The 18,356-nt window shown below is 72.4% G+C and carries 17 protein-coding genes; 11 read left to right on the top strand and 6 right to left on the bottom strand.

What is annotated here, in order from left to right:
- Positions 1-11: 11 nt before the first annotated feature.
- Positions 12-1,202, bottom strand: coding sequence for a tetratricopeptide repeat protein (locus CLV43_RS08570; protein WP_483887665.1), 1,191 nt, complete (start codon positions 1,200-1,202; stop codon positions 12-14).
- A gap of 269 nt (positions 1,203-1,471) precedes the next feature.
- Between CLV43_RS08570 and kdpF the strand changes: the two genes are divergently transcribed.
- The 4 genes from kdpF to kdpC are packed head-to-tail and all read left to right on the top strand — an operon-like array spanning position 1,472 to position 5,917.
- Positions 1,472-1,573, top strand: coding sequence for a K(+)-transporting ATPase subunit F (gene kdpF, locus CLV43_RS08565; RefSeq protein ID WP_106186512.1), 102 nt, complete (start codon positions 1,472-1,474; stop codon positions 1,571-1,573).
- Positions 1,573-3,213 carry a potassium-transporting ATPase subunit KdpA gene (kdpA, locus tag CLV43_RS08560; protein WP_106186511.1) on the top strand — a complete coding sequence of 547 codons (1,641 nt, stop codon included), beginning with the start codon at positions 1,573-1,575 and terminating at the stop codon, positions 3,211-3,213. Before kdpF ends, kdpA begins: the two co-directional genes overlap by 1 nt.
- Positions 3,210-5,306: a potassium-transporting ATPase subunit KdpB gene (gene kdpB, locus CLV43_RS08555; protein WP_106186510.1), complete on the top strand. Its 2,097-nt coding sequence runs from the start codon at positions 3,210-3,212 to the stop codon at positions 5,304-5,306. Before kdpA ends, kdpB begins: the two co-directional genes overlap by 4 nt.
- Positions 5,307-5,308: 2 nt before the next feature.
- The gene (kdpC, locus tag CLV43_RS08550; protein ID WP_106186509.1) at positions 5,309-5,917 is read left to right on the top strand and encodes a K(+)-transporting ATPase subunit C; all 609 of its coding nucleotides are present in this window, start codon (positions 5,309-5,311) and stop codon (positions 5,915-5,917) included.
- Positions 5,918-5,960: 43 nt separating this feature from the next.
- On the opposite strand, the gene CLV43_RS08545 is transcribed toward kdpC, so the two are convergent.
- Positions 5,961-6,866 (bottom strand): NADP-dependent oxidoreductase, encoded by a 906-nt coding sequence (locus CLV43_RS08545; RefSeq protein ID WP_106186508.1) that lies wholly within the window; start codon positions 6,864-6,866, stop codon positions 5,961-5,963.
- Between the two features lie 101 nt (positions 6,867-6,967).
- Between CLV43_RS08545 and CLV43_RS08540 the strand changes: the two genes are divergently transcribed.
- A complete protein-coding gene (locus CLV43_RS08540) occupies positions 6,968-7,471 on the top strand; it encodes a MarR family winged helix-turn-helix transcriptional regulator (protein ID WP_106186507.1) in 504 nt (167 codons plus the stop codon).
- Positions 7,472-7,785: 314 nt separating this feature from the next.
- Here the strand turns inward: CLV43_RS08540 and CLV43_RS08535 are convergent, their stop codons facing one another.
- Positions 7,786-8,196, bottom strand: coding sequence for an ATP-binding protein (locus CLV43_RS08535; protein WP_146174692.1), 411 nt, complete (start codon positions 8,194-8,196; stop codon positions 7,786-7,788).
- A 146-nt stretch (positions 8,197-8,342) separates the two neighbouring features.
- On the opposite strand from CLV43_RS08535, the gene CLV43_RS08530 reads away from it, so the two are divergent.
- The 5 genes from CLV43_RS08530 (at position 8,343) to CLV43_RS08510 (ending at position 13,380) form a co-directional block, all read left to right on the top strand.
- A complete protein-coding gene (locus CLV43_RS08530; RefSeq protein ID WP_106186505.1) occupies positions 8,343-9,155 on the top strand; it encodes an MBL fold metallo-hydrolase in 813 nt (270 codons plus the stop codon).
- Complete coding sequence (locus CLV43_RS08525; RefSeq protein WP_342749756.1) at positions 9,152-9,769, top strand: DedA family protein; 618 nt, start codon at positions 9,152-9,154, stop codon at positions 9,767-9,769. Before CLV43_RS08530 ends, CLV43_RS08525 begins: the two co-directional genes overlap by 4 nt.
- Positions 9,766-11,868, top strand: coding sequence for a phage holin family protein (locus tag CLV43_RS08520; RefSeq protein ID WP_106186503.1), 2,103 nt, complete (start codon positions 9,766-9,768; stop codon positions 11,866-11,868). Before CLV43_RS08525 ends, CLV43_RS08520 begins: the two co-directional genes overlap by 4 nt.
- Positions 11,869-11,947: 79 nt before the next feature.
- A complete protein-coding gene (locus CLV43_RS08515) occupies positions 11,948-12,772 on the top strand; it encodes an ANTAR domain-containing protein (protein WP_106186502.1) in 825 nt (274 codons plus the stop codon).
- A gap of 194 nt (positions 12,773-12,966) precedes the next feature.
- Entirely contained in the window at positions 12,967-13,380 is a 414-nt protein-coding gene (locus CLV43_RS08510) for a hypothetical protein (protein WP_170155750.1), read from the top strand.
- Positions 13,381-13,386: 6 nt separating this feature from the next.
- On the opposite strand, the gene CLV43_RS08505 is transcribed toward CLV43_RS08510, so the two are convergent.
- Positions 13,387-14,241 (bottom strand): alpha/beta hydrolase, encoded by an 855-nt coding sequence (locus tag CLV43_RS08505; RefSeq protein ID WP_106186500.1) that lies wholly within the window; start codon positions 14,239-14,241, stop codon positions 13,387-13,389.
- A gap of 188 nt (positions 14,242-14,429) precedes the next feature.
- Here CLV43_RS08505 and CLV43_RS08500 point away from each other — a divergent pair, with 188 nt between their 5' ends.
- Positions 14,430-15,590 carry a PucR family transcriptional regulator gene (locus CLV43_RS08500; protein WP_106186499.1) on the top strand — a complete coding sequence of 387 codons (1,161 nt, stop codon included), beginning with the start codon at positions 14,430-14,432 and terminating at the stop codon, positions 15,588-15,590.
- 22 nt (positions 15,591-15,612) lie between these two features.
- On the opposite strand, the gene CLV43_RS08495 is transcribed toward CLV43_RS08500, so the two are convergent.
- A complete protein-coding gene (locus CLV43_RS08495) occupies positions 15,613-17,130 on the bottom strand; it encodes a family 43 glycosylhydrolase (RefSeq protein ID WP_106186498.1) in 1,518 nt (505 codons plus the stop codon).
- A gap of 138 nt (positions 17,131-17,268) precedes the next feature.
- Positions 17,269-18,288 carry an LLM class flavin-dependent oxidoreductase gene (locus CLV43_RS08490; protein WP_106186497.1) on the bottom strand — a complete coding sequence of 340 codons (1,020 nt, stop codon included), beginning with the start codon at positions 18,286-18,288 and terminating at the stop codon, positions 17,269-17,271.
- Positions 18,289-18,356: the final 68 nt, after the last annotated feature.

Below are 18,356 nucleotides of genomic sequence, written 5' to 3'. Positions count from 1 at the left end.
GCCTTGGCGCGTCAGGAGGTCGTCGTCCTCCGCGTGTTCGGGCGGACGCGGTCGCGGCGGTGGGCGCCGGTCGGGCGCAGGGCGTCGATGCGGGCGGTGAGGCCGTCGGAGCGACCGCGTTGGCGGGAGACGACCTTGCCCAGCAGCAGGAGCCTGGCCGTGGTGCGGACGGAGTCGAGGCGTTCGCAGAGGTCGACCGCCTGGTGGCCCACCGCCGTGCCGTGTTCGGGGTGGCCGGACACGAGCAGCGCCGTGGACAGCGAGATCAGGCACATGGCCTTGCTGCGGACCATGTCGGGGCCGTAGCCCTTCGCCGCCGCGGAGAGCTCCGGCACGGCGAGGTCGGCGAACCTGGGGTCGACGGTCTGCGCGAGTTCGGTGTGGACGGTGCCGGTGATGGAGAGCAGGTCGGTGGTGGTGAGGAAGGCGGCCCAGCCGGGTGCCTCCTCGGGGTCGGCGCGGGCGAACTCGTCGGCCGCCTGGGCGAGCAGCGCCTGCGTCTCCTCCCGCGCACCCATGCGGGCCTGGGCCCAGGCCTGGTTCGCGCACAGGATGGCCATGGCGTGGGGCGACCCGCAGGCCGCGGCGGCCCGCGTGCCGCGCTGGAACTCGGTGGAGGCGCGGCCGATGGCACCGTGGTGCAGGTAGACGCGGCCAAGGCGGTAGCGCACGTCGGCGGTGAGCGCGTCGTCGCCGCCCGCGCCCGCCAGTTCGAGCGCGCGGCCGAACTGGCGGAGGGCGTCGTCGTGCAGGCCGGTGTCGAAGCACACCCAGCCCGCCAGGTTGTGCAGGTCGGCGACGGCCCGGCGCATGCGGGTGGCGACCTCGGCGGAGGCCGGGACGCGGAGGAGGGCGTCGGCCATGGGCAGGGCGCCCACGACCGTGTCGACGCAGTGCCCGCCGCCGTGTCTGCCGTCCACGGTCCGCAGGATCCTGGTGGCGTTCTCGACGGCGTCGACATCGGCCACGCCGACCCTCGGACGGGTGGCCGGTGAACGGGGGACAGGGCTGGGCGCCGACATGGACAAACCCCTCCGGTGCGCGGAAGCCGATCTAGCTGCTGTCCGCCGCGGACCGGGCGAACCCGCGTCCCTCATCGTGCCACGGCCTTGCCGGGCAACGGGGTTGTCGAGCCCACTACTGCAGGTGATCACCCCTGGTGTCGCCGCGCCTGGTGGTCCGGGGCCCACGAGGAGGGCCATGGCCCCGGCGACATCGGGTGATGGTCGTGTCGTCGCCGTCACCGCCGCGTCAGGAACGCGTCAACGGGTTCGGCGCGGGTGTCAAGGACGCGTCAGGGAAGCCCCGAACGGCTGATCGGGGGGCGCACGCTCCGTGTGCGGCCGCCGTCGGGGCGGCCCTGAGCCCCAGTGGGGAGAGGAGCACCGCAGATGGCCGACCTGGCCTACGCCTTGCTGCTGGTCGGGGTGTTCGCGCTGATGGCGCTGACGCTCCGCGGTCTGGAGCGGTTGTGAACGGCACCGGGGTCGTGGCGAACGTCGTGGCGGGAGTGCTCGCCCTGCTGGTGATCGTCTACCTGTTCGTCGCGCTGATCAGGCCGGAGAAGTTCTGATGTCACCCACTCTCGCCGGCCTGCTGCAGGCCGGCCTGCTGATCGCCGCGCTGGCGGCCGTGCACCGGCCGCTCGGCGACTACCTGGCCAGGGTGTTCAGCACCCCGGAGCACACCCGCGCGGAGACGGCGCTGTACCGGCTCGTCCGGGTTGACCCGGACGCCGAGCAGCGCTGGGGCACCTACGCGCAGGGCGTGCTCGGCTTCTCGTTCGTGTCGGTCGTCCTGCTCTACCTGCTGCAACGGCTGCAACCCCTGCTGCCGTTCGACTTCGGCCGCGGCGCGGTGCCGCCGGGGATGGCGTTCAACAACGCCGCGAGCTTCGTGTCCAACACGAACTGGCAGTCCTACGTGCCCGAGGTCGTGATGGGGCACGCCGTGCAGATGGTCGGCCTGACCGTGCAGAACTTCGTCTCCGCCGCGGTGGGCCTCGCGGTCGCGATGGCGCTGGTGCGCGGGTTCATCCGGTCCAGGACCGACCGGCTGGGCAACTTCTGGGTCGACCTGGTCCGCGGCACGCTGCGGGTCCTGCTGCCCATGGCGTTCGTGTCCGCGGTCGCGCTGCTCGCGCTCGGCGTGGTGATGAGCCTGCGGTCCGGGGTGACCGTGGTCGGCCCCGACGGGGTCTCGCACACCATCGCGCTGGCTCCGGCGGCGAGCCAGGAGGCGATCAAGATGCTCGGCACGAACGGCGGCGGCATCTTCAACGCGAACTCGGCGCACCCGTTCGAGAACCCCAACTCGTGGACCAACCTGCTGGAGATCTTCCTGCTGATGGCCATCCCGGTGTCGCTCACCCGCGCGTTCGGCACGCTGGTCGGCAACCGCAGGCAGGGGTACGTGCTGCTCAGCGTGATGGGCGTGCTGTGGGCGGGCATGCTCGGGGTCATCTGGTGGGCCGAGGCCCACGGCCTGCGCCCGCTGGAGGGCAAGGAGACCCGCTTCGGCGTCGCCGGGTCGGCGCTGTTCGCCGACTCGACCACCGGCACGTCCACGGGCGCGGTCAACTCCATGCACGACAGCTTCAGCGGCCTCGGCGGCGGAGGGACCCTGCTGAACATGCTGTTCGGCGAGATGACGCCCGGCGGTGTCGGCACCGGCCTCTACAGCATCCTGGTGATGGCCGTCATCGCGATGTTCCTGGCCGGGCTCATGGTCGGCCGCACGCCCGAGTACCTGGGCAAGAAGCTCGGCAAGCGCGAGGTGACCGCCGCGGCGGTGTCGATCCTGGCCATGCCCACGGTGCTGCTGCTCGGCGCGGGCATCGCGCTGGTGCTGCCCGGCGAGGTCGACAAGGCGCTGAACAACCCCGGCGCGCACGGGCTGTCGGAGGTGCTCTACGCCTACGCGTCGGCGTCGAACAACAACGGCAGCGCGTTCGCGGGCATCACCGTCACCAGCGACTGGTTCCAGTCCTCGCTCGGCGTCTGCATGCTGCTCGGCCGGTTCATCCCGATCGTGGCCGTGCTCGCGCTGGCCGGGTCGCTGGCCGCCCAGCGGAAGGTCCCGGAGTCGGCGGGCACGCTGCCCACCACCGGACCGCTGTTCGCCACGCTGCTCGGCGGCAGCGTCGTGCTGGTCGCCGCGCTCACCTTCATCCCCGCTCTCGCACTCGGTCCCATCGCGGAGGCACTGCTGTGACCACCACAACCCACCATCCACAGCGGACTCCCCAGGACGCGCCCGCCGCGGCCGCGGCGACCCGGCAGGTCGGCGGGGGAGTGTTCAGCCCCCGGCAGCTGCTGACCTCGCTCCCGGACGCGCTGCGCAAGTTCGACCCGCGCCACCAGCTCCGCAACCCGGTCATGTTCGTCGTCTGGGTCGGGTCCGTGCTGGTCACGGTGTTCGCGATCGGGGACCCCAGCGGGTTCTCCATCGGGGTCGCGGCGTGGCTGTGGTTCACGGTGCTGTTCGCGAACCTGGCCGAGGCCGTCGCCGAGGGGCGGGGCAAGGCGCAGGCGGAGTCGTTGCGGCGCACCAAGACCGACGCCGTCGCCCGCAGGCTCGTCGACGGTGTCGAGGAGCGCGTCGCGGGCACCGAACTGCGGATCGGCGACCTCGTCGTGGTCGAGGCGGGCGAGGTGATCCCCGGCGACGGCGACGTGGTCGAGGGCATCGCCACGGTCGACGAGTCGGCGATCACCGGTGAGTCCGCCCCGGTGATCCGCGAGTCCGGCGGCGACCGGTGCGCGGTGACCGGCGGCACGACCGTGCTGTCGGACCGGGTGGTCGTGCGGGTCACCACCAAGCCGGGCGAGTCGTTCGTGGACCGGATGATCGCGCTGGTCGAGGGCGCGCAACGGCAGAAGACGCCGAACGAGATCGCGTTGACGATCCTGCTGTCCACGTTGACGATCATCTTCCTGCTCGCCGTCGTGGCCCTGCAGCCGATGGCCGCCTACTCGGGCAGCGCCCAGTCGGTGATCGTGCTGACCGCGCTGCTGGTCTGCCTCATCCCGACCACGATCGGCGCGCTGCTGTCCGCGATCGGCATCGCGGGCATGGACCGGCTCGTGCAGCGCAACGTGCTGGCGACCTCGGGCAAGGCGGTCGAGGCCGCGGGGGACATCGACACGCTGCTGCTGGACAAGACCGGCACGATCACCTTCGGCAACCGCCGCGCCACCGAGCTCGTCGCGGTCGGCGGCACGACACCGGAGGAGCTCGCCGCCGCGGTCCGGCTGTCCAGCCTGGCCGACGGCACGCCCGAGGGCCGCAGCATCGTCGAGCTGTGCGCGGAGCGGTTCGGCCTGTCCGCCGAGCCGACCGACCACGAGAAGACCGGCGAGTTCGTGGAGTTCAGCGCGAACACCCGGATGAGCGGCATCGACCTCGGCGACCTGTCGGTCCGCAAGGGCGCGGCCGGCGCGGTGCGGGCCTGGGTCGCGGAGAACGGCGGCGAGGTGTCCAGCGAGGTCGGGCCCGTCGTCGACGAGATCAGCGCACAGGGCGGCACTCCGCTCGTGGTCGCCGAGATCCGCGGCGGCGTGGCGTCCGTGCGCGGTGTGGTCCGACTGTCCGATGTGGTCAAACCCGGCATGCGGGAGCGGTTCGCCGAGCTGCGGGCCATGGGCATCAGGACCGTCATGGTGACGGGCGACAACCCGTTGACCGCCAAGGCGATCGCGGACGAGGCGGGCGTGGACGACTTCCTCGCCGAGGCCAAGCCCGAGGACAAGATGGCCCTGATCCGCCAGGAGCAGGAGGGCGGCAAGCTCGTCGCGATGACCGGCGACGGCACCAACGACGCCCCCGCGCTGGCCCAGTCCGACGTCGGCGTCGCGATGAACACCGGCACGTCCGCCGCCAAGGAGGCGGGCAACATGGTCGACCTGGACTCGGACCCGACCAAGCTGATCGAGATCGTGGAGATCGGCAAGCAGCTGCTGATCACCAGGGGAGCGCTGACCACGTTCAGCGTGGCCAACGACCTCGCGAAGTACTTCGCGATCCTGCCCGCCATGTTCGCCGGGATCTACCCGCAGCTCGACAAGCTCAACATCATGCACCTGGCCACGCCGCAGTCGGCGATCCTCTCGGCGGTGATCTTCAACGCGCTGATCATCGTGGTGCTGATCCCGTTGGCGCTGCGGGGAGTCCGGTACCGGCCCTCCAGCGCCTCGGCGCTGCTGCGGCGCAACCTGCTGGTCTACGGCCTCGGCGGCGTCGTGACGCCGTTCGCCGGGATCTGGCTGGTCGACCTGCTCGTCCGTCTCGTCCCTGGAATCGGGTAGCCGTGAACAACCTCGTCAAGCAGTCCCTCGCCGGTCTGCGCGTCCTGCTGGTCCTCACCGTGGTCACCGGTGTCCTCTACCCGCTCGCGGTGTGGGGCGTCGGTCGGATCCCCGGCCTCGAGGCCAACGCCGAAGGTTCCGTCATCACCCGGAACGGCCAGGCCGTGGGCTCGTCGCTGATCGGCGTCGACCCGGTCGCGGCCGACCCGGCCAACGACCCGTGGTTCCACAACCGGCCCTCCGCGCTGGCGAAGGACCCCCTGGGCCCCGGCGACCCGTCGTCCTCGTTGGGCAGCAACAAGTCCGCGGTGAACTCCGACTACGACGCCGTGGTCGCCGAACGCCGGACCCTGGTCGCCCGGCGCGAGGGCGTCGCGCCCGACCAGGTGCCCTCGGACGCGGTCACCGCGTCGGCCTCCGGCCTCGACCCGCAGATCAGCCCGGCCTACGCCGAGCTGCAGGTGGCCCGCGTCGCACGGGTGACCGGCCTGCCGGTCGACCGGGTCCGCGCACTGGTCGCCGAGCACACCACCGGCCGGGGCCTCGGCGTCCTCGGCGACCCGGCGGTGGACGTCCTGGAGCTGAACCTCGCCGTCCAAGCGGCGGGCTGACGTCCTCCCGGCCCGCGGCGGGACCGCGGGCCGGGGTCCCGCCTCAGATCTTGACGACGATCTTGCCCTGGGTGCGCGCCTGCTCGGCCAGCGCGTGCGCCTCGGCGATGCGGTCGAGCGGGAACTCCTCGGCGATGTGCGGGGTGTAGGCACCGCGCGCGCCCAGCTCGGCGGCCTCGACCAGGATGGCGGAGTCGTTCTCTGCGTTGACGAGCCGCACGCCCAGCGCCGAGGAGTTGACGAAGTCGGCGACCGTGACGACCCGGTCGGCGCTGCCCGCGATCGCCACCAGGTCGGCGAGCGACCCGGACGCGGCCGCGTCCAGCACCACGTCCACCCCGCCGGGTGCGAGCGCCGCCACGCGCTCCGCCAGACCGTCACCGTACGTGGTCGGCAGTGCGCCCAGCTTGGTCAGGAAGCCGTGCTTCGGCTCGCTCGCGGTCCCGATCACCGTCGCCCCGCGGGCCACCGCGATCGCCACCGCGGCACTGCCCACGCCGCCCGCCGCACCCTCGACCAGCACCGTCTTCCCGCTCAGCTCACCCAGCGCGTTGAGCCCGCGGGCGGCGGTCACGTAGACCAGCGCCGCCGCACCCGCCTGCGCCATGCTCCACCCGGCGGGCACCGGCGCCCACGCCGACAGCACGGTGAACTCCGCGCTCCCGCCGAACACCCCGCCCAGCCCGAACACCTCGTCACCAGCGGAGACCCCGGTCACGCCCTCGCCGACCTCGTCGACGACCCCAGCGGCGTCCCGCCCCGGAATCGCCGGGAACTCGACCTCCAGCATGCCCTTGGCGGCACCGGAGCGGACCTTCCAGTCGATCGGGTTGACGCTGGCCACCGCCGTGCGGACACGAACCTCACCCGGCCCCGCGTGCGGTTCCGGGGCGTCCTCGACGACCAGGACGTCCGCGGTGCCGTAGTCGTGGAAGCGTGCTGCGCGCATGGGTGTTCTCCTCTGGTGCAAGTCTCGGTTGGTTTCCGCAGAAAGTAACCTAAGGTCAAACTCCTTTCCGCGTCAAACGACGCCGTGGTAGGTTCGCCCCGATGACCAGCCAGACGCCCCCGGAAGCGCTCAACCCCGCCGAGTTGAGCGCTTGGACGTCGTTGCTCGGCACCGTCATCTGGCTCCCCGCCGCCCTCGACACCCACATGCAACGCGAGACCGGCCTCAGCCACAGCGAGTACCAGGTCCTCTGGTGGCTCTCGGTCAGCGACGGCGGCACCCGTCGCATGGGCGACCTGGCCGACACCGCCAGCGTCACCGCCTCCCACCTCTCCCGCATCGCCACCCGCATGGAGAAGCGCGGGTGGATCGGCCGGAGACCGGACAGCGCGGACGGCCGCCAGACCATCGCCTACCTGACCGACAGCGGCTGGGCCAAGGTCGCCGTCTGCCAACCGCACTACACGACCGCCCTGCGCGCCCTCGTCTTCGACCGCCTTGACCCCACCCAGCTGACCCAGCTGGAAACGATCATGACCGGCATCCTGACCCCCTTGAAACCCTGCTGCACCCCCGCGAACCGGGCTGCTTCCTCGGAGGGGTAGGTCGGGTCTGGTCGGCTGGTCCTCGACACGGGTATCGCTACAGCGGACCCAGCCAGGTGCGACCACAACGGCACCGAGCTCGCTCGTCCGCCGTGCGGCCGACTTGACTTGGGGTTTTTGGGCTTAAACTTGCGTCGGCGGGCAGGCTCTACCACCTGCCCTTTTTCGCCCGACGAAGCCCAAAAAAGGGGCCCCAAGTCAAGTCGGCCGCACCCGGAGACAGCTGTAGCGACACTCCGCTTTGACCTCAGCCGCAGCAACACCCCGCTTTGACCTCAGCCGCAGCAATACCCCCGTGAATCCGGGGCCAGTACTTACCGAGATCCCACCACCGGCAGCACCGCCCACACGGTCTTCCCACCGCCGTCCACCCGCACACCCCACGACGTGGCCAGCTCCACCAGCACCTGCACGCCGCGCCCGCCCCACACCAGGTCCGACGCGGCCATCGCGGTCGGGTGGTCCGGGTCCGCGTCCTCGACCTCCAGCAACACCCCGAACCCCGTGTGCGCGATCCGCAGCTCTACCGGGCGGGTCGTGTGCTCGTAGGCGTTGCCGATCAGCTCGCCCGCCACCAGCAGCACGTCCACGAGCGTGTGCACGTCGAACCGCTCGGACAGCACTCCCCTGATCCACCGCCGCACGTCCCGGCGGTCCGGTCGTCCGGTCAGCGACATGCGGCCGAGTGGTGTACCGGTTCTGGAGTCGTTGACGAAACCGGTCACGGGGAGCCTCGAATCGGTGGTGCGTGGACGTCATCCCGAGTACACCGCAGGTTCGCCTCTGGTTCAACCACCCGTTGGCCTGACCGGGTTCCTCCCGCGTACCTCCACATGGGCCGGTCGCGGCGGCGGTTGCGATACTGGCGTTCGTGTCCTCCCTCGGTCTGCGGTTCATCGGCCACTCCACCACCCGGCTGGAGCTGGCGGGGCGGGTCGTGCTGACCGATCCCGTGCTCACCGACCGGGTGTCCGCGTTGACCCGGCAGACGGCGCCGAGCACGGCGGCGGACCGGGCGGACGTGGACCTGGTGCTGCTGTCGCACCTGCACGGCGACCACGTGCACCTGCCGTCGTTGCGCCTGCTGGGCCGGGACGTCCGGGTGGTGGTGCCGCGCGGTGCGGGGGAGTGGCTGCGGTCGAAGGGGTTCCGGCGGGTGGACGAGCTGGCGCCGGGTGAGGAGCTGGTGGACGGCGACCTGCGGGTCACGGGTGTGCCCGCGGCGCACTCGGGTCACCGCTGGGGCCCGCGGTCGACCCGCGGTCCGCAGGCGGTGGCGATGGGGCACCTCGTCGAAGGCGCCGGGGTCCGCGTGTACGCGGCGGGCGACACGGACCTGTTCCCCGCCATGGGGGAGCTCGCGGGCGTCGACATCGCGCTGCTGCCGGTGTGGGGGTGGGGTCCGACGCTCGGGCCCGGTCACCTGACGCCGTCGCGCGCGGCCGACGCGGTGGGGCTGCTCAAGCCGCGGGTGGCCGTGCCGGTGCACTGGGGCACGCTCGCGCCGGCCGGTCTGGCCCGCGCGCCGGGCAAGGCCGGTGCGCGGATGCGGCGGCTGCTGGTCGACCCGCCGGAGGAGTTCGCCGCCGCCGTGGCCGCGGCGGGCTCGCCGACCCGTGTGCTCGTCACCCCGCCGGGCTCCGACGTGGCCCTGCCCGACACCGTCCGGGACCCCAGAGGATGAGCGCGTTGGCAGTGGACTGGGCGAACCCGTCGACCATCGGCTACCCGGTCCTCTTCGGCGGTGTGCTGCTCGGCTCCGTCGTGCCGGTCGTGCCGACCGGCGCCGTCGTCGGCGCCGCCGCGGCGATCGCCGTCAGCACCGACCGGTTGGACCTGGTGCTGGTCGTGCTGCTGGCGACGGTCGGGTCGCTGATCGGCGACCTCATCACGTTCGCCGCCGCGCGGGGAGGCAGCACCGCGCTGCTGCGCTGGTTCTCCCGCAGGCAGTCGGAGGACAAGCTCGCGGCCGCGCGCGAGCGGTTCACCAGGCAGGGGTGGCTGGTGGTGGTGATCGGCCGGATGGTTCCGGCGGGCCGCATCCCCGTGCTGCTCGCGGCGGGCGCGCTCGGCTACCCGTGGCGGCGGCTGGTCCCCGCGGCCGCCGCGGCCTGCCTGCTGTGGTCGGTCGCCTACTCCGCGCTCGGCGTGGTCAGCGGCGGTCTGTTCGACCACCCCGTCGTCGCCACGCTCATCGCGACCGTCCTCGTCCTGGTCGTCACGGCGCTGACCGCGCTGGTGGCCCGGTACCGGGAACGCGGTCGTGCCAAGGCCTCCGTCGAGAAGGACGCACCATGACAGCGGTGGAGGACACCGGCGCCGGACGGCTGCTGCGCGGCGGACGACTGGTCGCCCGGCTGCTGCTGGTGTGGGTGCTGGTGGCCGTCGAGCTGCACGTGCTCGACGTGTGGCTGGCCGACTTCGCCCTGCCGCTGTGGTGGCAGCCGACGGTGTTCGCCCTGCTCTACGGCGTGTTGAGCGCCGTGGTGTGGCCGCTGGTGCTGCGGGTCGCGCTGCCCGTGGCGATCTTCACGCTCGGCATCGGCTCGTTGCTGCTGCTCGGCGCGGGGCTGCTCGCGCTGTCGTTCGTGGTGCCCGGTGTGGTGGTCGCGAACCTGCGCACGGCGGTGCTCGTGGTGGTCGCGGTGTCGGCGGTGGGCGCGCTGGTCAGCAGCTTGCTGTCGATCGACGAGGACGAGCTGTTCTTCCGCCGCGCCGCCCGCAGGTTCCGCCGGGCCGAGGACGGCGGCGAGGAGCTGCCGCCGGGTGTGCTGCTGCTGCAGATCGACGGGCTCGGCTACGACACCGTGCGCCGGGCCGTCCGCGACGGCGACCTGCCCACGTTCGCGGCCTGGCTGGCCGAGGGCAGCCACGTGCTGACCGACTGGCACTGCGACTGGAGCTCGCAGACCGGTGCGAGCGTGTGCGGGCTGCTGCACGGGTCCAACGAGGACATCCTCGGGTTCCGCTGGTACGAGAAGGACCGCGACCACGTCATGGCGTGCGCGCACCCGGCCGACGCCGCGGAGATCGAGCGGCGGCACTCCGACGGCCGCGGCCTGCTCGCTGGTGGTGGCGCCGCGCGCAGCGGCCTGTTCACCGGCGACGCCGACCACACCAGCCTCACGATGAGCGCCGTCCCGCTGCTCACCCCCGCCCGGCGCCGGGCCCGCAACGCCGACGGGTACTACACCTACTTCGCCAACCCGGTGAACCTCGTGCGGACGGTCGGCGCGGCCGTCGTCGACATCCTGCGCGAGGTGTCCGCGTCGGCCCGCCAGCGCCGCGCCGACGTGCGGCCGAGGGTGAAGCGCGGCGGCTTCTACCCGTTCGCGCGGTCGGCCACCACGGTGATCACCCGAGACCTGGTGGTGTCGGCGATCATCGGCGACATGCTGGCGGCGCGGCCGGTGGTGTACGCGGACTTCCTCGGCTACGACGAGGTAGCCCACCACACCGGCATCGAGCGGTACGACGCGCTGGCCGTGGTCCGGGCGATCGACCAGCAGATCGGCAGGCTGCACCGGGCGAGCAGGCTCGCGCCGCGCCCGTACCGGCTCGTCGTGCTGTCCGACCACGGCGTCACGCAGGGGTGGGCGTTCACCGACCGGTTCGGCGAGTCGATCGAGGCGCTGGTCGGCCGGTTGTGCGGCGCCGAACCGCGCAAGGGGGAGCGCGGGCACGCCAAGCCCACCACCCCGTGGCAGCTGGGACCCGCGCTCGCCGAGGCGTCCTCCGGCGGCGGCCCGATCGCCCGCCGCCTGCGCGCCCGCGCCGGCCGCTCACCCGACCACCTGCACCGCACCCCCGAGGGCGCACCCGGCGCCGTCGCCCGCGCCGCGCCCGGCGTGGTCGTGGTCGTGTCCGGCCACGTGGCGATGGTGTCGTTCACCGAGCACGAGGGCCGGGTCGACCTGGAGACCGTCGAACGCGAGTTCCCCGACCTCCTGCCCGCCCTCGTCGACCACCCCGGCGTCGGCTTCGTCCTCGTCCGCAGCTCCGAGTCCGGCCCCGTCGTGCTCGGCCGCGACGGCGTCCACCGCCTCGCCACCGGCTCGGTCACCGGCGACGACCCGCTCACCGACTACGGCCCCCACGCCGCCGACCTCATCCGCCGCACGGACGGCTTCGCCCACTGCCCGGACCTGCTCATCAACAGCCGCTACTCCCCGTCCACCGACGACGCCTCCCCGTTCGAACCGCACGTCGGCTCCCACGGCGGCCTCGGCGGCGGCCAGTCCCGCGGCTTCCTCGTCCACCCCGCCGACCTCCCGCCCACCGGCGAGATCATCGGCGCCGAGGCCCTGCACCACGTCATCCGCTCCTGGCTCACCCACCTCGGCCACCCCGAACCCGCGCCGGCCCAGGCGGAGGGCCGGGTGGCGGCGGACCGGTGACCGGCTGTCCCGGCAGCGGGCTCGCCAGGCCTGCGCCGGCCGTGTTGAATCGTTCCCCGGATCGGACGGAGGACACGGCGTGGCGGACGAGCGGGACTGGGACGGTGCGAAGGAGCGGTTCGTCGCGGAGGCGCGGGAGGCCGCGGTGGAGAACCCGACGCCCAGCGAGGACCACTCGCCGCCGGGAAGTCCGCTGGTCCGGCAGTTCACGACGTTGACGCGGTCGTTGCTGGACGCGTCGACGGTCGGCGAGGCGCTGGAGCGGGTCGTGGCGGCGGCGGTGGCGGTGATCCCGGCGGTCGACGTGGCGAGCGTGACGATGCGGGCGCCGGACGGGGCGTTCCACACGCCGGTGCAGACCGACGAGCTGGCGTTGGAGCTCGACCAGGTCCAGTACTCCAGCGGCGAGGGGCCGTGCGTGGACGCCGCGAGGATGCCGGGGCCCGCGCTGGCCTACAGCGACGACCTCGCGGTGGATCCGCACTGGCCGGTCTTCGGGCCCGCGGCGGCGGCGCGGGGCATGGGGTCGCTGCTGTCGACGACGGTGCTGCCGAACGTGAAGCCGCCGCAGCTGTCGGGCGCGTTGAACCTCTACTCCCGCGAGCGCCACGGCTTCACCTCCGCCGACCGCGACACCGCGCTGCTCCTCGCCACCCACGCGACGCTCGCGCTGACCGCCACGACGGCGTTGACCAACGCGGAGCTGAAGGCGGCCGAGCTGCGCAAGGCGATCGACTCGCGGGACGTCATCGGGCAGGCGAAGGGGATCCTGATGCACCGGCGCGGGATCACCGCGGACGAGGCGTTCGACATCCTGCGCCGGACCTCGCAGAACCTCAACGTGAAGCTCGCGGACCTCGCGGGAACGTTGGCGTCGCGGCACACCGAGGTCGACCTCCCCTGAGGATCTCCCCGGAAGATCGATGACGCTGGGTGATCGACTGAGGCGCCCGCGCCGCCTTGAGGACACTTTCGGGCTCATCCGGATCGTCGAGAGGTAGTGCTTCCGTATGGAGCAGACCGTGCAGCGCTGCCATGCGGGTGCACGTGCAGATGCACAGCGACAGGTGACTGTGGAGTGACCTAGACTCACCGACCGTGCGCAGCCAACAGATGGACCTCTTGCCACACCGGTCGTCGACCACGCTCCTGTCCGCCCCGGACCGCGACCCGATCGCGGTGTTGGCGCAGGCCGTCGCCGCCGCGATCACCGACCTGCGCGACGCCCCGACGTCCGGCGCCGGGGCCGGTGCGGCGGTGGACGAGATGCTGATGCGGTTCACCGCGGCCATGTCGCCGGTCCGCGCCCGGATCGCCGAGCTGACCGCCGCGGAGCCGGGAGGGCAGCTGGTGGTCGTGATCGGCTACCTGTCCAAGGCCTTCACCCAGGCCGCCGCGGGTGACGTCCGGGCTACCCGCGCGGCGCTCATCGCGGCCAGCGTCGCACTCCTGCGGCTGACCGACGCCGAGCACGACGCGGGCGGCCCCGACCTGCCGCACTGGCGGTTCTGACCCGTCCTACGGGGCCCAGCGCCGCACGAAGGCGAGCGACACGTCGCAGACCTCGCGCCAGCCGTGGTCGATGACCAGGCTGTGCCCGCGACCCGCCATCGTGACCGCCTCGGTGTGGCCGGTGTTCTTCCGCTGCTTCTCGTAGATCGCGTTGGTGATCGCCGGGGGAGCGGTGTTGTCCTTCTCGCCCGACATGACGAGCATCGGTCCGCGCTCGGGGTTGCGGTAGTCGGCCTTCGCCTCGGTCCACGGGTTGAGGTTCGCGGTCGCCGCCTGGAACAGCGGCGCCCCGGAAGCCGGCACGGCGAACTCCTCGTACAGCGCCCGCGCCTCGTCCTCGTCCACGGCGTTGGTGAACGCGAACCGGAACTGGTCGTAGGTCAGCGGCACGGCCCGGTGGTGGTTGAGCGGGTTGCCCAGCACCGGCGCGGCGGCGCGCAACGCGGACACCGGTAGCGGCAGCACACCGCGGAACGGGGCCGCGTCGATCGCGACGGTGGCCGCGGACAGCCCCCGGCCCGCGACGATCTGCGCGAGCAGACCGCCGAACGAGTGCCCGACGACCGCCGGTTTGCGGTCCAGCTTCCCGATGACCGCCGTGTAGTGGTCGGCGACCTGCCCGACGGTCTTGCCCGCGAACACCTCCGGGTTCGCGTTGGCCTCCTCGACGGTGTCCGGGTCGTCCGGCCAGCCGGGCGCGACCGGGGCGTAGCCCGCGTCGGCGAACACCGCGGCCCAGCGGTCCCAGCTGCTCGGCAGCAGCCAGAGGCCGTGGATGAACACGACGGGCGTCAGGCCGCTCGCGTTGGCCCGGTCGACCTGCTCCTCCGCGCCGGCGGGTGGCTGCGGGCTGCTGGACATGGCACTCCTCGTTGTGGTGACGATGTTGTGGTGACGACCAAAGCGGGCTCACGGCGGTACGCCGGCCCGGCCACGCGCTTCCGCTTGTGGCACAACAAGCATGGTGATCGGAACCGGCCTTCGCCATGGTGGTGGTGTCGAACTCGGCCGGTCGTGCTTTGTCATCCGTGCCAAAGTACGGTCGTGCGATGACGACGCGAGGCCGAGCCCGGCGACGGCGGCTGGTCGCCGCGCTGGCCGCCGACGCCGACCCGTTCGGCGAGCGGATCCTGACGCGGCTGCGCGCCGAGATCCCGGTGTACGGCGAACGCGGCGCGGACGACCTGCTCCCGGCGATACTCACCAGCCGGGCGTGGATCCTGGAACCACTGGAGGAGGGGCGGGCGTTCACCGCCGCCGAGCTGGAGGCGTTCAGCTCCTACGGCGAGGTGCGCGCCCGCCAGGGCATCCCGGCCGAGGACATGCTCCGCGCGTGGCGGCTGTCCATCCGCGAGTTCTTCGACGACATGGTCGACGCGGGCCGCGCGCTGCGGATGGCCGACGGCGCCCTGCTGGAGCTGACCCGCGACCTGCTCGCCACCACCGACGCCGCGATCCTCGCGTTCAGCCAGGGCCACCACCGCGCCGAGATGGAGCTGGCCCGCCAGGAGGAGCACCGCCGCACCGACTTCGTGCGCGGCGTCCTGCTCGCCGGGCTGGGCGCGACGGCGATCCGCCAGCAGGCGCCGCGGTACGGGTTGGACCCGGACCGCGAGTACTACGCGGTCCGCGCGCGCCCGGCGGCGGAGACGCCGATGACCGTGGTCGAGCGGCTGCTGGGGTTCCGGGCGCACGGCGGCCCGGCCCACGGGATGGTGGCGCTGGTCGACGGCGACGTCGCCGGGTTCGTCGACCGGATGACCGCGGACGCGACGAGCGCGGTGGTCGGCGTCGGCGCGCCCGCCCGGCTGGACCGGCTCGCGCCCGCGTTCCACCGGGCCACCCGCGCACTGGCCACCGCCACGGCGTTCGGCCTGACCGGCGTGCACGACCTCGGCGGCCTGGGGGTGCTGCCCGCCGTGCTGGCCGACGTGGACGTGAGCGACGAGCTCGCCCGCCGCTACCTGCGGCCGCTGGGGGACGGCGAGGCAGCGAGGTCGATCCTCGACACCGTCCGGCGCTACCTGTCCTCGGGCAGGCGCGCGGACGTGACCGCGCGGGAGATGTCCGTGCACCACAACACGGTGCGCTACCGGGTGCGCCGGTACGAGGAGCTCGCGGAGGTCGACCTGCGCGACCCCGACCGGGCCCTGGAGGTGTGGTGGGCGCTCCAGCACGCCCGCCTCGGCGAGCGCCCCGGACGGCGCTGAGGCCGTCCGGGGCGCGGCCGGGCTACTTGCGCCCGATCGCGACGTTGTCGAACGCCGCGGCGGTGTTGTAGACGCGGACACCCGTGGCACCGGTGGTGTACGAGGTGTCCGTGACGGTGATCTTCGGCGCGGCCAGGTCGTTGACGAACACCTTGATCGACGACCCGACCGCCTCGACCCGGAGGTGGTAGCGGGTGCCGGGCGTGATCGTCATGGGCACCGAGGCCAGCGGCGTCCAGTTGTTCGCGGCCTTGCCGAGGACGACCCGGCCCGACGCGCTGATCCCGGCGTAGTAGCCCCGGTAGCCGTCCACGCCGGTGTTCGGCTGGGACGCCCGGAACACGACCCCGCTGTCCCCGGCCGCGGACGTCGTGGTGACGTCGGCGTCGTAGGTCAGGTTCGCGAAGTTGTCGTCCAGCAACGCCTTGCCGCCGAAGGAGGAGGTGGTGGAGTACTGGCCAGCGCGCGCCGTCCAGGTGCCGCCGTAGGTCGTCCAGCCGATGGCGTTGTCGTCGCCGAAGTCGTCCTTGACCTGCATGGTCACCGGCTGGATCTTGCCGTCGGCGGAGAAGTACATCCGGTCGTAGGCCAGCTGCCGGTCGTTCGCGCCGGACTTGCTCAGCGGCCTGCGGTGGTAGAGGATGTACCAGATCTCCGTGCCGGGGATGTTGAGCACGGAGTTGTGCCCCGACCCGACCGCGACCTCGGAGTCCTGGGTCAGCACCTTGTCCACCTTGGTGAACGGTCCCGTCGCCGTGTCGGACATCGCGTAGGACACCGAGTAGTTCGGGCCGGTCCAGCCGCCCTCGGACCACATCAGGTAGTACTTGCCGTTCCGCTTGAACATCTGCGGACCCTCGGTGTAGTTCGCGGGCGTGATCTCCCTGAACGTGCTGCCGTCGGCGAACGTGCCCAGGCTGGTCATGTCGGCGTTGAGCTTGGCGATGTTCGCGTGGCCCCAGCCGCCGTAGTAGATGTAGGCCTGCCCGTCGGAGTCGATGAACACGTCCTGGTCGATGGGCTGCGCGCCGTTGACGAACTGGCCGATCAGCGGCTTGCCGATCGCGTCGACGTACGGGCCCTCCGGCCGGTCGGCGACCGCGACGCCGATGCCTCCGGTCTCGGAGTTGCTCTGGATGTCGTTGGCGCCGAAGTACAGGTAGTACCTGCCGTTGCGCTGCACGGGCGCGGGAGCCCAGACGGCCTTGTGCGCCCACGAGACGTTCGCGGTGGTCAGCACGTTCGGGTGCTTGGTCCAGTGGACGAGGTCGGTGGAGGAGAAGGCGTCCAGGTACGTCTGCTCCTCGTAGACCCGCGACGAGGTGGGGTACACCCAGTACGCGCCGCCGTAGACGGCGACGTCGGGGTCGGCGTACCACCCGTCGACGAAGGGGTTGCCCGCCTCCGAGGTCGAGTAGTCGGGCACGCCCGCCGCGGGCGCCGCGCCGGACGGGGGAGCCGCGAGTGCGCTCACGACCAGCGCGGCGGCGACGGTGGACAGCAGGGCTTTGCGGGTGAACCGACGTCGGTTCGAGGACATGGGCAGCTCCAGTGCAGGGGCCGGGCTCCGCGTCACGGAGGATTTGCAACGTTGTAAATCCTCGTCGATCAGAGCACGCCCGCGCGGGGACTGTCCAGGGGTCACCGCAAGCTCGGCTCGATCCGGACAACCGTCGGATCACCCGACGGGGCGCCATCCGAGCGCCGGGCCGAGCTTGGTGGCGATGTCGGTGAGGATCTGCACGTAGTCGTCGTGCCCGAAGGTGAACGGCAGCGCGAACGCCACCTCGTGGACCTGCCGGAACCCGGCGTGCGCGTAGAGGCGTTCGGCGATCTCGTCGGACGTGCCCACCAGGTCCTGGGCGAACATCATCCGCGCCGGACCCTGCGGCGACGCGGTGCGCGGCGTGCGCTTCTCCGCGTACGCCAGGTACTTCTCGCGCTGCTCGGCCGTGGCGCTGTCGGTCGGGATGACCACGAGGCCCTGCGACACGCGGGCGCGCTCGCCGTCGGGGTGGTGCGCGCGGAACTCCTCGACGTGCGACAGCTGGATCTCGGCGAAGTCCTCCGACTCCTCGGCCTTCACCACGCTGCTGGTCAGGAAGTTCATCCCGTTCTCACCGGCCCACCGGGCCGAGCGGAGGCTGGCGCCGCCGTACCAGAGGCGCTTGCCCAGTCCGGGGGACTGCGGCTGGACCCGGTCGGAGAACACCTCGAACCCCTGCACACCCGCGGAGTCCGCCGCCCGCTCGCCGCGCACGAAGTCCAGCAGCCGCTTCACCCGGTCGTAGCCGAAGTCCTCGACGTCGGCGGTGTCCGGGTAGAGGGCGTCCTTCACGGTCTCGTACCGCATCGGCGGGCCGACGCTGACGCCGGGGTTGAGCCGCCCGCCGGACAGGACGTCCACCGTCGCCAGGTCCTCGGCGAGCCGCAGCGGGTTCTCCCAGCCCAGCGGGATGACCGCCGTCCCCAGCTCGATGCGGCTGGTGCGCTGCGACGCCGCCGCGAGCACCGCGACCGGCGAGGAGATGCCGTACTGGAGGTGCCGGTGGCGCACCCACGCGCTGTCGAACCCGAGCTGTTCGCCCAGCGCGATGATGTCCAACGTGGACTCGTGCCCGCGTCGGGGGTCGGCCTCGTCGAACAGGCCGATGGTGAGGAAGCCCAGCTTCCGCAACGGTTCCGAGGACAGCGGCACGGGTTCCTCCAACGTCGGCGCGACTGCGATTGTGGCACCAGGACGGCCCGGCGGCCCGGCCGTCCCAG

Origin of the sequence: Umezawaea tangerina (assembly GCF_003002815.1) — a bacterium.
In the GTDB taxonomy this organism is placed as follows: Bacteria; Actinomycetota; Actinomycetes; order Mycobacteriales; family Pseudonocardiaceae; genus Umezawaea; species Umezawaea tangerina.
This window is presented reverse-complemented; position numbering and strand designations above follow the sequence as displayed.

Coding starts and splice junctions, on each gene's coding strand:
- kdpA (WP_106186511.1), top strand. CDS start 1,573: ATGTCACCCACTCTCGCCGGCCTGCTGCAGGCCGGCCTGCTGATCGCC.
- CLV43_RS08525 (WP_342749756.1), top strand. CDS start 9,152: ATGAGCGCGTTGGCAGTGGACTGGGCGAACCCGTCGACCATCGGCTAC.
- CLV43_RS08495 (WP_106186498.1), bottom strand. CDS start 17,130: ATGTCCTCGAACCGACGTCGGTTCACCCGCAAAGCCCTGCTGTCCACC.
- CLV43_RS08540 (WP_106186507.1), top strand. CDS start 6,968: ATGACCAGCCAGACGCCCCCGGAAGCGCTCAACCCCGCCGAGTTGAGC.
- CLV43_RS08520 (WP_106186503.1), top strand. CDS start 9,766: ATGACAGCGGTGGAGGACACCGGCGCCGGACGGCTGCTGCGCGGCGGA.
- CLV43_RS08500 (WP_106186499.1), top strand. CDS start 14,430: ATGACGACGCGAGGCCGAGCCCGGCGACGGCGGCTGGTCGCCGCGCTG.
- CLV43_RS08545 (WP_106186508.1), bottom strand. CDS start 6,866: ATGCGCGCAGCACGCTTCCACGACTACGGCACCGCGGACGTCCTGGTC.
- CLV43_RS08505 (WP_106186500.1), bottom strand. CDS start 14,241: ATGTCCAGCAGCCCGCAGCCACCCGCCGGCGCGGAGGAGCAGGTCGAC.
- CLV43_RS08570 (WP_483887665.1), bottom strand. CDS start 1,202: ATGGCCCTCCTCGTGGGCCCCGGACCACCAGGCGCGGCGACACCAGGG.